The organism is Ornithinimicrobium sp. (assembly GCF_030537745.1).
GTDB lineage: Bacteria > Actinomycetota > Actinomycetes > Actinomycetales > Dermatophilaceae > Ornithinicoccus.
Map to the genome: position 1 here is coordinate 1 of NZ_JAUNVI010000057.1, position 11824 is coordinate 11824.

Annotated in this window: 10 protein-coding genes and 1 tRNA gene; 3 read left to right on the top strand and 8 right to left on the bottom strand. The window is 68.8% G+C overall.

The window, feature by feature from the left end; genetic code table 11:
• Window positions 1–78, top strand: a tRNA-Gln gene (locus Q4P07_RS11345).
• 117 nt (window positions 79–195) lie between these two features.
• Complete coding sequence (locus Q4P07_RS11350; RefSeq protein WP_303375031.1) at window positions 196–1068, top strand: aldo/keto reductase; 873 nt, start codon at window positions 196–198, stop codon at window positions 1066–1068.
• 28 nt (window positions 1069–1096) lie between these two features.
• Here the strand turns inward: Q4P07_RS11350 and Q4P07_RS11355 are convergent, their stop codons facing one another.
• The 8 genes from Q4P07_RS11355 to Q4P07_RS11390 all read right to left on the bottom strand — a co-directional run bounded on the left by Q4P07_RS11355 (window position 1097) and on the right by Q4P07_RS11390 (window position 11164).
• The gene (locus tag Q4P07_RS11355; RefSeq protein WP_303375032.1) at window positions 1097–1597 is read right to left on the bottom strand and encodes a MarR family winged helix-turn-helix transcriptional regulator; all 501 of its coding nucleotides are present in this window, start codon (window positions 1595–1597) and stop codon (window positions 1097–1099) included.
• 63 nt (window positions 1598–1660) lie between these two features.
• Window positions 1661–3565: an ABC-F family ATP-binding cassette domain-containing protein gene (locus tag Q4P07_RS11360; protein WP_303375033.1), complete on the bottom strand. Its 1905-nt coding sequence runs from the start codon at window positions 3563–3565 to the stop codon at window positions 1661–1663.
• Window positions 3566–3611: 46 nt separating this feature from the next.
• Complete coding sequence (locus Q4P07_RS11365) at window positions 3612–4628, bottom strand: 4-(cytidine 5'-diphospho)-2-C-methyl-D-erythritol kinase (RefSeq protein ID WP_303375034.1); 1017 nt, start codon at window positions 4626–4628, stop codon at window positions 3612–3614.
• Window positions 4629–4685: 57 nt separating this feature from the next.
• The gene (gene rsmA / locus Q4P07_RS11370; protein WP_303375035.1) at window positions 4686–5570 is read right to left on the bottom strand and encodes a 16S rRNA (adenine(1518)-N(6)/adenine(1519)-N(6))-dimethyltransferase RsmA; all 885 of its coding nucleotides are present in this window, start codon (window positions 5568–5570) and stop codon (window positions 4686–4688) included.
• A 76-nt stretch (window positions 5571–5646) separates the two neighbouring features.
• Complete coding sequence (locus tag Q4P07_RS11375) at window positions 5647–6492, bottom strand: TatD family hydrolase (protein ID WP_303375036.1); 846 nt, start codon at window positions 6490–6492, stop codon at window positions 5647–5649.
• A gap of 49 nt (window positions 6493–6541) precedes the next feature.
• Window positions 6542–8371: a methionine--tRNA ligase gene (gene metG, locus Q4P07_RS11380; RefSeq protein WP_303375037.1), complete on the bottom strand. Its 1830-nt coding sequence runs from the start codon at window positions 8369–8371 to the stop codon at window positions 6542–6544.
• Between the two features lie 77 nt (window positions 8372–8448).
• Window positions 8449–10686: a hypothetical protein gene (locus Q4P07_RS11385; protein ID WP_303375038.1), complete on the bottom strand. Its 2238-nt coding sequence runs from the start codon at window positions 10684–10686 to the stop codon at window positions 8449–8451.
• Complete coding sequence (locus Q4P07_RS11390; protein WP_303375039.1) at window positions 10679–11164, bottom strand: SigE family RNA polymerase sigma factor; 486 nt, start codon at window positions 11162–11164, stop codon at window positions 10679–10681. Before Q4P07_RS11390 ends, Q4P07_RS11385 begins: the two co-directional genes overlap by 8 nt.
• Before the next feature lie 160 nt (window positions 11165–11324).
• Between Q4P07_RS11390 and Q4P07_RS11395 the strand changes: the two genes are divergently transcribed.
• A partial coding sequence (locus Q4P07_RS11395; protein WP_303375040.1) for a DUF4126 domain-containing protein occupies window positions 11325–11824 on the top strand: 500 nt, incomplete at its 3' end.

The window sequence follows — 11824 nt, forward strand, 5'->3', positions numbered from 1 at the left end:
CCCCGGTTGCTCTGCTGGTAGGGGCCGCCTGACTTTGAATCAGGATTAGCGACGTTGGTTCGATTCCAACCCGGGGAGCCGCGCGCGCAGTCTGTCCGTTTTTGTGGGCACGTGAAAGTGGCGGTATTGCACAACTTTCACGTGCCCACAAAGGCGGCCGGTCGATGACAGACGCAGAACGGTACTGTCCAGCTCATGCAGACCCGCCACCTCGGCCCTTTCACCGTCTCGGCGATCGGCCTGGGCGCCATGCCGTTCTCCCTCGGGAAGACGCCGCTGCCCACCGAGGAGGCAGCGATCGCCACGGTGCACGCGGCCCTCGAGGCCGGCGTCACCTACATCGACACGGCCGACATCTACGCCCCGACCTGGGACTCGATAGGCCACAACGAGCGGATCATCGCCAAGGCTCTGCGCGCGTATCGCGACACCAGCCACGTCATCGTGGGGACCAAGGGCGGCATCACCCGGTCCGAGGGCGAGCAGTGGGGTCGCGACGGATCGCCCGGTTATCTGCGCAGCGCGGTCGAGGCGTCCCTGCGTGCGCTCGGCACCGACGTCATCGATCTCTACCAGTGGCACCGGCCCGACCGCTGGCGGATCTACGGCGAGGTCGTCTCGACCTTCAAGGACCTGCAGACGGAGGGCAAGATCCGCGCCGTCGGGATCTCCAACGCCAACGTGGAGGAGATCGACGTCGCCCTAGAGGTCCTCGGCGAGGGAGGCCTGGCCTCGGTGCAAAACCAGTTCTCGCCCCAGTTCCGGACGAGCCGTGCAGAGCTCGACCACTGCCGCGAGCACCAGGTCGCCTTCCTCCCCTGGGGCCCCCTGGGCGGCAGCAACGCGGCCGGCGACGTGGGCCGGCGCTATCCAGCCTTCCACGAGATCGGCGAAGAGCACGCCGTGAGTGCCCAGCAGGTGGTGATCGCTTGGGAGCTCAGTCTCGGCGAGCACGTCATCCCCATCCCCGGCGCCTCCCGACCCGCGTCTATCACCGACTCCGCGAGGGCCAGCCAACTCGAGCTGACCGAGGAGGAACTGGCGCGGATCGAGGGCCAGTTCCGTTAGGTCCGCACGCTCAGGACGGTCCGCACGCTCAGGACTCGAAGTCGACGAGGAGTGCCTTCAGGTAGGCCGCGAGTTTGGCCTGGTCGGGAGTTGGCAGCGCGGCCAGGAGTGCCCGCTCCCCCTCGAGGAGCGCCCCCAGCGCCTGGTCGGCTAACGCTCGACCGGCGGCCGTGAGCGTGACGATCACGGCTCTGCGGTCGGTGGCCGAAGCCTGCCGCGTGACCAGGCCGCGCTGGGCCAGCCGGTCCAACCGATTGGTCATGGTGCCGCTGGCCACCAGCGTCTGCCTCAGCAGCTCCCCTGGCGTGAGTTGGTAGGGCTCCCCAGATCGTCGCAACGCCGAGAGCACGTCGAACTCCCACGCCTCGATCCCCTGATCGGCGAACGCCCGCTTGCGTGCGAGATCCAGATGCCTTGCCAGCCGCGAGATGCGCGACAGCACCTGCAGCGGCATGACATCAAGGTCTGGGCGTTCCCGACGCCAGGCTGCGACGATCCCGTCGACGTCGTCATGGCTGGGCCTCGGCATACCCTCAGCATGCCCCGTCGAGAATCTCGACGTCAAGAAGATCGAACGTGCGACGGGAGGAGGTCAGCCCTCGGCCGCCTCGGACGCCTCGAGCCACTCCAGCTCCAGCGCGGCCTCCTGGCCGGCAAGCTCGTGCACTGCCGCGGTGAGCTGCGCCAGCCGCGGTGCATCGGTGGCAGCGGCCGCCATCTGCTCGTGCAGGCCTGCTAGCCGGGTATGAAGTCGGTCCAAGGCCTTCTCCACCCGGGCCAGGGTCTTACGCGCTTCGCGGGTCTGTGCCGGCGAGTAGGTGGACGGCGAGCTGGCTGTGGCCGACCCGCCGGGAGGCTCTGGCGCGGGGCCGGGGCCAGACACGAGGTCCGATGCGCCCGTCGAACGTGCACCACCGTCCCTGCCGGCCGCTCGTCGCGACTGCTGGGCTCGGGTGGCCATCTGAGCCCGCAAGGTGAGGTACTGGTCGACCCCTCCTGGCAGATCACGCAGCGACCCGTCGCCGAGCAACGCCATCTGTCGGTCCGTCATCCGCTCCAGCAGATAGCGGTCGTGCGACACCACGATCAGCGTGCCCGCCCAACCGTCGAGGACATCCTCCATGGAGGTGAGGGTGTCGATGTCGAGGTCGTTGGTGGGCTCGTCGAGCATGAGCACATTGGGCTCGTCCATGAGGAGCCGGACAAACTGCAGCCGCCGCCGCTCACCGCCGGACAGGTCACCCACGCGCGACTGCTGCCGACCGCCGGTGAAACCCAGCCGTTGCGCCAACGAGCTGGCCGACACTTCCTTGCCACCGATCATGGTGAACGCCCGCACGTGCGTGATCGCGTCGATGACGGTCCACCCCGCGACCTGGTCCAGCTCCCGCAGCTCCTGGGTCAGCATCGCGATCTTGACGGTCTTGCCGGTCTTGAGCTTCCCCGCCGCCACGGGGTGCAGGCCCTGCAGCACCCGAAGGAGCGTCGTCTTGCCGGCTCCGTTCACGCCGACCACGCCGTACCGATCCCCTGGCCCGATCCGCCAGGTGACCTGGTCAAGCAGCGTCCGGTCCCCTGCCTTGACAGTCGCGTCGACCAGGTCGAAGACGTCCTTGCCGAGCCTGGTGGTGGCAAAGCGCACCAGCTCGACGGTGTCTCGCGGCGGCGGCTCCCCTTCGATGAGCTGGGTGGCGGTCTCAATCCGGAATTTAGGCTTGCTCGAACGCGCCGGCGCCCCACGCCGCAGCCAGGCCAGCTCCTTGCGGGCGAGGTTGGCCCGCCGCTCCTCGGTCACGCCCGCGATGCGCGACCGCTCGACCTTGGCCAGCACATAGGCCGCATATCCGCCCTCGTAGGCATTCACCTGCCCATCGGCCACCTCCCACGTGCGGGTCGACACGGCGTCGAGGAACCACCGATCGTGAGTGACGACGACGAGCGCGTTGCCGGGCTTGGGCCGTCGGCCGCTGAGGTAGGTCGCGAGCCAGGCCACACCCTCGACATCCAGGTGGTTGGTGGGCTCGTCGAGCACCAGAAAGTCTGGATCCTGCACCAGGAGCGCCGCAAGCGCGAGTCGGCGACGCTCACCGCCGGACATCGGACCGATCTCCCGGTCCCATCCGCCGACACCGGAGGCCTCCGTGCCCCCAAGCAGCCCGGCGAGAATCTCCCGGACACGCGCGACACCGGCCCACTCGTGCTCGGCCATGCCGGCCAACACCACCTCGGCAACCGTGGCAGTCGGGTCGAGCTCGTCGGTCTGGCTCAGCATGCCGACGGTGAGGTCGCCGGTGCGGATCACCCGTCCGTCGTCGAGGGTTCGCGTGCCGACCATCACGCCCAGCAGGCTGGACTTGCCGCCCCCGTTGCGACCGACGACGCCGATCCGATCTCCGTCGGAGACCCCCATCGACACCGAGTCGAGCAGGACCGCAGTGCCGGCGACCAGATATGCACGGTCCAGGGTGAGCAGGCTCGCCGCCTGCGCCCCCGCCATCAGCGGGTCCCGACGCGTGCGCGGAGGGACCGGTCAGCAACGCGCATCAGCTCGGCACCCGCCCGATCGGGCCGGAGCGCGGAGCCTTGACCGTCGGGGGTGGGGGTGAGGGCGGCGGCACTCTGTTTTGCACGACCTGGGCCCCGGGCACCGGGCCGGTTGCGCGCAGGATGTCTCCGGTCGGACCGTTGGCAGCCAGGCCCACGGACAGGTCGATCGCCTCGGCCTGCGAGGCGACCAGGAAGGCCACCGTCGGCCCTGACCCCGAGACGAGCCCACCACGAGCCCCCAGCTCGAGCCCAGCCGCCAGCACTTCGGACAGCAGAGGTTGCAGCGAGATCGCCGCCTCCTGGAGATCGTTTTTGAGGTGCTGCGCCACGGCATCGGCGTCCATCCGGCGCAGCGCCGTCATGAGCTCCTCGGACGGCGCTGGCGTGGGGACCTTCGCCGCGCGCTCGGCGCGCAACCGGTCGCACTCGGCATACACCTGGGGGGTCGACAACCCGAGTCCCTCCCCGGCCCACAACACCCAGTGCAGCTCGCCACGGGCCAGCACGGGCGTGATGCGCTCACCACGCCCGGAACCGATCGCGGTGCCGCCGTGCATGAGGAAGGGGATGTCGGAGCCGAGCCCTGCGCCGATCTGCTCGAGCAGGTCGTTCTCGACATGGTCCATGCCCCACACTTCGCGGCACGCGATGAGGCAAGCCGCGGCGTCGGCCGAGCCGCCAGCCATCCCACCGGCCACTGGGATCTGCTTGTCGATATCGATGCGCAGCGGCACCATCGGTCCGCCGCGGGGGCGGCGCCGCGCGAGCGTCTTGGCGGCCACGAGCGCCAGGTTGGTGTCGTCGGTCGGGACCCCCGCCGCGTAGGGGCCGGTGACGTGGACTGACCAGCCGTTGGCCGGCTGCACTGTCACCTGGTCATAGATGCCGACCGCGTGATAGACCGTCGACACCTCGTGGAAGCCGTCCTCGCGGAGCGGGCCGACGGACAGGTCGAGGTTGATCTTGCCGGGCACGCGGCAGCTCACCACGTCCAGACCTTCCACTGCCCTCATGCGTCTCACCCTAGGGGGTCCGTCGGGGTCGCCAGCCGAGCGGGGCAGGTATGACGATCAGGCGGCCGGGTGCACCAGCGCCGCGTCCGCGATCCTGGCGAAGTCCTCGACGCGGAGCACCTCCCCACGCGCTTTGGGGTCCACGTCAGCGGCCCTCAGCAGCTCCTCGGCCCGGGACGGACTCCCTGCCCAGCCAGCCAGCGCGGCGCGCAGCGTCTTGCGGCGTTGGGCGAAAGCCGCATCGATCACGGCGAAGACCTCCTCGCGGCTCGCCAGCGAGCTGGGTGGCTCGCGCCGCACCATGGCGACCAGGCCCGAGTCGACGTTGGGCGCCGGCCAGAAGACGTTGCGGCCGATCCGTCCGGCGCTCGTCACCTGTGCGTACCAGGCGGCCTTCACGCTCGGCACGCCATACGTCTTGCTCCCCGGACCGGCGGCCAGTCGCTCGGCGACCTCGAGCTGAACCATGACCAGCACCCGCCGCAGGGTCGGCACCGTGGCCAAGAGGTGCAGGACAACGGGGACGGCCACGTTGTAAGGCAGGTTGGCCACCAGCGCGCTCGGCTGCGGGTCGGGCAGCTCACCCATCCGCAGCGCGTCGGCGTGCACCACGGTGAGACGGTCCGCGAGCTCTGGCGCCAGCGAGGCGACGGTCTGGGACAGTTGGTCGGCCAGCACGGGGTCGATCTCGACGGCGGTGACGTGGCGCACCTGGGGCAGCAGAGCGAGCGTCAGCGATCCCAGACCCGGGCCGACCTCCAGCACCACGTCATCGGTCTCCAGCGCCGCGACGCGGACGATCTTGCGCACTGTGCCCTTGTCGATGACAAAGTTCTGGCCCCACGACTTCGTCGGGCGGAGGCCGAGCTCGGCGGCGAGGTCACGGATCTGGGCAGGACCGAGCAGGTGCTCCTGGTGGGGCGAGGGGTCGGCTGGCTTCACCGCTGCATGGTCGCACGTCAGGACCTCATCGCTTGATCCGCGCGGTCTCTCGACGAGCACCGGCGTCGGAGCGGGGTCACCAGGGGCCGTAGACCGCCTCGCTGTTGGCAGACAGCGCCTCGCACAGCACGGGCACCGGGACCTCCAGGGTGTCGGCCATCGAGCGGACGATGAGCGGGATCAGGTAGGGCGCGTTGGCGCGACCGCGGTGGGGGGTCGGGGTCAGGAAGGGCGCGTCCGTCTCGACGAGGACGTGCTCCAGTGGCGTGCTGGCCAAGGCCTCCCGCAGGCTTCGGGCCGACGTGAAGGTCACGGTCCCGGCGAAGGACAGGTAGTAACCGCGGCGGACGCACTCGCGCGCCATCTGCACGTCGCCGGAGTAGCAGTGCATGACGGTCCGCTCCGGAGCACCCTCCTCTGAGAGAATCCGCAGGACGTCCTCGTGCGCGTCCCGATCATGGATCTGCAGCGCCAGTCCTCGCTCCTTGGCCAACGCGATGTGGCGACGGAAGGACTCCTGCTGCGCCGGCACTCCCTGCGGCCCGGTGCGGAAGTAGTCAAGGCCGGTCTCCCCGATGACCCGGATGCGTGGGTGCCGGGCGAGGTCGGCGATCTCCCCGATGGCCGCCTCGAGGTCACCGGCCGCGGCGTGCGCCGGCGCCTCGTTGGGATGGATAGCCACGCCGCCCAGCAGGGCCGGGTGCTCATCGAGGACGCGGTGCGTCCAACGGGCCGACGCCAGGTCGCAACCGATCTGGACCATCCGGTCGACGCCGACCGCCGCGGCCTCGACGATCACCTCGCTCAGCGGATGCTGTGGTGCGTCATCGCGCTGGATGTCGAGATGGCAGTGGTTGTCCACGACAGGCACCGGCAGCGGTTCGGGCGCCTCCGGGCGCGCTGACCGCTGCTGGTCCTTCACGCCGGCTCCGGGCCGCGCGTGGTCACGTCGCGGTCCGAGCGCGGCGACGTCATACGGAGTCCTGCTCCACCAGACCGAGCCGAGCCCGCTCCTCGTCGATGACCGACGGGTCGAGCTTGGTGAAGATCGGGGTCGGCTTGGCGACGGGGGCGCCGACCGTGATCGGCCGGTGCTCCCACCGTGGCGCGTCGGAGTAGTCGCCGGTGATCACGGGGTAGTCCGGCCTGCTCGGGTCGTCCAGGTCGCTGACCTCCTCGATGACCGGCATCGGCTGGAAGACGCCCTCCCCGCCGAACGCCTGGTGGACGACGGTCGAGGAGTGCGGCAGGTAGGGCGACAGCATGGTGTTGAGGTCCACCACGGCTTGGGCCAGCACGTGCAGGACGGTGCCAAGGCGTTCGCGCTGGTCCTCGCCCTTGAGCTTGAAGGGCTCGGTTGCCGAGACGTAGGCGTTGGTCACGGCCACCAGGTGCATCGCCTCGGTCAGTGCTGCCTTCTGTTTATGCGTGGCGATGAGGTGACCGACCCGCTCGAAGCCGTCGGCGATCTGCTGCTGAAGGTGACGGTCGAGCTCCTCGAGCGGACCGGCGGGCGGGATCTGCCCGAAGTTCTTGGCAATCATCGACGCCGTGCGGTTGACCAGGTTGCCCCAGCCCGCGACCAGCTCGTTATTGGTGCGCTTGACGAACTCGGGCCAGTTGAAGTCGGAGTCGGCCGTTTCCGGCGCCGCGGCGGAGAGGAAGTATCTCACCGCATCGGGCTGATAGCGCTCCAGCACATCGCGCACGTAGATGACCACGGACCGCGACGTGGAGAACTGCTTGCCCTCCATGGTGAGGAACTCCGAGCTGACCACCTCGGTCGGCAGGTTGAGCATGCCGAACGGCCCGGGCTCGCCCCCTCGGCTGCCCTGACCGTTGTGCCCGAGCAGCTCAGCCGGCCAGATCTGGGAATGGAAGGTGATGTTGTCCTTGCCCATGAAGTAGTAGGCGAGCGCGTCCGGGTCGTTCCACCATTCACGCCAGCGTTCCTGGGTGGCCCCTTCTCCCGGCAGCCGGCGCGACCACTCGACCGCGGCCGAGAGATAGCCGATGACGGCGTCGAACCAGACATAGAGCTTCTTGTTGGGGTTCTCCGCCCAGCCCGGCAACGGGATCGTGATGCCCCAGTCGATGTCGCGGGTCATCGCGCGTGGCCGGATCTCCTCGAGAATGTTCTTGGAGAACTTGATGACGTTGGGCCGCCACAGCCCGCTCGCCTCACGATCGTCAAGCCACTGTCCCAGGGCCTCCGCGAGCGCCGGGAGGTCGAGGAAGAAGTGCTGGGTGTCCTGGAACTGCGGCGTCTCGCCGTTGATCTTGGAGCGCGGGTCAAGAAGGTCGGCCGGATCGAGCTGGTTGCCGCAGTGGTCGCACTGGTCGCCGCGCGCCTCGCCATAACCACAAATCGGGCAGGTGCCTTCGATGTAGCGGTCGGGCAGCGTGCGCCCGGTCGAGGGGCTGATCGCCACCTGCTGGCTCTCCTGCACCATGTAGCCGTTGCGGTAGTTGGCCAGGAACATCTCTTGCACGACGTGGTCGTGGTTGGCGGTGGTCGTGCGCGTGTAGAGGTCGTAGGAGACACCGAGCAACGTCAGATCCTGGGCGATGAGCCGGTGGTTGGCGTCGATGAACTCCTGCGGGCTCATCCCGGCCTTTTCTGCCTGGACCAGGATCGGCGTCCCGTGCTCGTCGGATCCGGAGACCATCAGCACGTCGTGGCCGGCCATGCGCATGTATCTGCTGAAGACGTCGGAGGGAACTCCGAATCCGGCGACGTGGCCGAGGTGACGTGGGCCGTTGGCGTACGGCCAGGCGACGGCAGACAGGACATGGCTCATGGGTCGACAGTCTAGTTCTGCCTGGTCAGCGGCCCTACCGGGTCTGGGCCGGGTTGGGGTATGCGGTTCGTCCGTGGTCAGGGCCGGGACAAAGGGATATTGACTCGCCCGTCCGCATCGAGGTCGAGGCCCTGCACCAGGTCGCCGAGGGACTTGTCCTCGGGCAGGCGCACGGCGCCCTGCCAGACCCGCCCGATATCCAGGGTCTGGACCACGGCATCGAGCACCACGGCACCGTCAGCCAGTACGAGTTGGGGCGTAGGGCCCGCAGCATCGGTCGAGAGCACGGCGTAGAGATCGACGGTGCGACCGCCTTCGCGCGTCGAGGTCAGCAGCGAGCGGTCCACGATTCCGATGATCGGCTCCGTGTCTGGGCGAGAGCCGGGGGTAGGGGCGAGCAGCCAGAGGTCGTCCGTGATCGTCACCACGACCTTTGGGTCGAGCGCGACGTGAGTCGTGCTGATCGGGCTGGAACCAACGCTTGTCGGCAACAGGATCCAATCGTTGACCGCGTTGTCGATCAGTGCACTCGCGGGACGGACCGCCAGGGCGACGATGGGATCGGCAGGGGTCACCGCGGCCACCTTGAGGACCAGGACCGGCCCCTGCTCGGTCAGCACCGCCGCGGAGGCCTCGATCAGGCCTGGCGCCAGGGTGGCGCTCCCGCCCTGGCGTTGGATCGGCACGACCTCTGCGTCGCGCTCTTGACCCGGCACCAGGATGAGGCCTGCGGAGCCGTCGGGGTAGGCGTACACGCTGGGGCCACCCAGATCTGTGCCAGCCGCCGGCGCCAGCGCGATGCCGTCGATCATCGGTCGGAACGCCCCGTCTGCGGCCTCGATCGCGATGCCGTCGAAAAGGGTCGGCGTCCATGCCTGGATGTCCTCTCCCTCACCCACGCCTACCGCCCTGACGCTCTCCTCTCCGGAGAGCTGGAGGGTCAGGAAGGTCACCGGCTCGCCCCAGGGAGCAATGGCCTGCGCGACGTCGACGGGCACGACCCACCGGGTGGTTCCGCCCTCGCCGCCCTCGAGCAGCTGGATGCGGGTCTTGGAGAACAGCTCACTGCCGGGGTCGAAACCCTGGGCGGCGATGACGACGCTGCTGCCGGAGTCGGTGATGACCAGGCCCTGGTCGAGCTCGTCACGGGTCAAGCGCACCACCTCCTGGTCCTGTTGATCCGCGAGGATCAGCGCGGTGCCATCCAAGGGGTCGGTCTGCGGCATCAGCTCCCCACCCTCCACGTCGAGAGTGAAGAGGTCGGAATTGTAGGAATCCACGTCGTACTGCTGTCCTGAGAGGTCGAAGAAGACCGGGCTCGAGCCGTCCACCGGAGAGGTCGACTTCTGGGCCACGGTCGCGAGCACGGTCCGCCCACCCAGCGTCGCCTGGGCGACCTCGGGCGCGTCGCCGCCGACGTCGGCGCTCGGGCTCGTGCGCACGTGGTCCGCGCCAGTCGGCAGCACCGCGAGCACCCGAACCGTGCCGTCCGCCGCACCCGCGTTGATCGAGAACACGGACGCCTCACTGACGGGGTCGAAGAGGAATGGCCCGAAGACTCCTCGTTCGTCGCCGCCGAAGACTCCACGCGCGGCATCGTAGAAGAAGAGGGAGTCGTCTCCGGCCACATTGAGCACCTTCGTGTCCACCTCCGCGCCGCTCAGCGTGACAACCTCGTCGTCCCCCATGAGGTAGACGTCGCGGATCTCCTTCGGGGGCGTCATGACGTCGGCCGGCCACACGGCATACCCGAGGCTGCGGTCGTCCACCACGGTGGAGCCAGCACCCGAGGTGCCGCCCTCGTCATAGGGGCCGACCAGCGGCACCGATGACATGGTGCCGTCGGGCTGCACCCACACCGCGACGGTCATTCGCTCTCCGGCGTAGACGTCCAGCCCGGGCACGCTCGACTGTGCGGGGATCTTCTCCACGACGCTGCCCCTGTCGGACAACTCCAGCACGACCGGACCACCGGCGACCTCGCGGATCATCCTGGCGTCATACCGGTGGGAGGTTTGATCGGAGTCGATCGTCTGGTAGCCCAGGAACAAGCCAGAATCAACTGCCTGGTCGTCTCGCCAGACCTGCCCCGCCGGCTCAAGGCCCGGTGCCGTGGTCAGGCCCGAGCCGCTGCCCAGAGCCAGCCAAGTAAGACCGGCCAGGGCCAGTCCACCGGTCGCCACGCCCGCGGACACCACGCGGCGGCGCCGGACCTTGCGGCGACCGCCGGCCACGACGTGCGAGGCCGAGACGTGCATGTGGGGTGCGTCGATCGCAGCGCGGTCGATCAGGTCGAGGATGTCGTGGTCAGACATGAGTCCCCTCCTCCAGTAGCAGGGTGCGCAGGCCGGCGAGGCCACGCGAGGTCGAGCTCTTCACGGTGCCGAGGCTCACGCCGAGGGTCTCCGCGGTCTGCTGCTCGGACAGATCCAGGTAGTGCCTCATCACCACGCACTCGCGCTCGCGGTTTGGCAGCGACTGCAGAGCACGGACGAGGTCGATGTGGTCGTCGCCGCTCGCCCTGCGGGCATGCTCCGGAACGGAGTCGGTGAGCACCTCACGGCCGTGCTTGCGCCACCGATCGGTGTGCAGGTTGGCCAGGATCTTGCGCGCGTATGCGGTGGGGTTGCCCGTGCGGACCTTGGCCCAGCGCACGTAGACGCGTTCGAGCGCCTCCTGCACCAGGTCTTCGGCGCTCCCCGGCTCGCCGGTCAGCATCCATGCCGTCGTCAGCAACCGTGGCGAGGCATCCGCCACGAAGGAGACGAACTCGCTCTCGTGGGTAGTGCGCATCTTGACCTCCCCTCTGTGGTGGATGAATCGACCTACCATCCCTTCAACGCTGCCAGTGCCGCAAAGGTTGAGTCGATGGGAAGAATCCTCTCGTCCTGCGTGGTTCACTAGGTCGACGGCCTCCGCCGGAGGCCGCCGAGAGAAAGGGCGAGGCATCCTCATGCTCGCTGCGCTCACTGGAGCAGGCCTGTCGGCCGCGGCCGGACTCAACGCCTATATCCCGTTTCTCCTCGTCGCGCTCATCGCACGCTTCACCGACTTCATCAACCTCCCCGCGCAGTTCGCCTGGATCGAGTCGCCCTGGGCGATCGGCATCGCCGCGGTGCTGCTGGTCAGTGAGGTCGTCCTGGACAAGATCGCGATCGTCGACAGCATCAACGACGCGGTCGGCACCTTTGTGCGTCCCGCGACTGGTGGCCTGATCTTCGCCGCGACGACCGCCGCGACGGACTTCGAGCAGGGATCCTCCTTCATGGCCGACAACCCGTGGGTGGGTGTCCTGCTCGGCATCATCACTGCGGGCATCGTCCACACCGGCAAGGCCGTGTCCCGTCCGGTCATCAACGTCGGCACGGGTGGACTGGGGGCCCCGGTCGTCTCCGCTGCCGAGGACGGCGCGGCGCTGACCCTGTCGCTGGTGGCGATCTTCCTACCCGTCCT

Coding starts and splice junctions, on each gene's coding strand:
- Q4P07_RS11350 (WP_303375031.1), top strand. CDS start 196: ATGCAGACCCGCCACCTCGGCCCTTTCACCGTCTCGGCGATCGGCCTG.
- Q4P07_RS11355 (WP_303375032.1), bottom strand. CDS start 1,597: ATGCCGAGGCCCAGCCATGACGACGTCGACGGGATCGTCGCAGCCTGG.
- Q4P07_RS11360 (WP_303375033.1), bottom strand. CDS start 3,565: ATGGCGGGGGCGCAGGCGGCGAGCCTGCTCACCCTGGACCGTGCATAT.
- Q4P07_RS11365 (WP_303375034.1), bottom strand. CDS start 4,628: ATGAGGGCAGTGGAAGGTCTGGACGTGGTGAGCTGCCGCGTGCCCGGC.
- metG (WP_303375037.1), bottom strand. CDS start 8,371: ATGAGCCATGTCCTGTCTGCCGTCGCCTGGCCGTACGCCAACGGCCCA.
- Q4P07_RS11385 (WP_303375038.1), bottom strand. CDS start 10,686: ATGTCTGACCACGACATCCTCGACCTGATCGACCGCGCTGCGATCGAC.
- Q4P07_RS11390 (WP_303375039.1), bottom strand. CDS start 11,164: ATGCGCACTACCCACGAGAGCGAGTTCGTCTCCTTCGTGGCGGATGCC.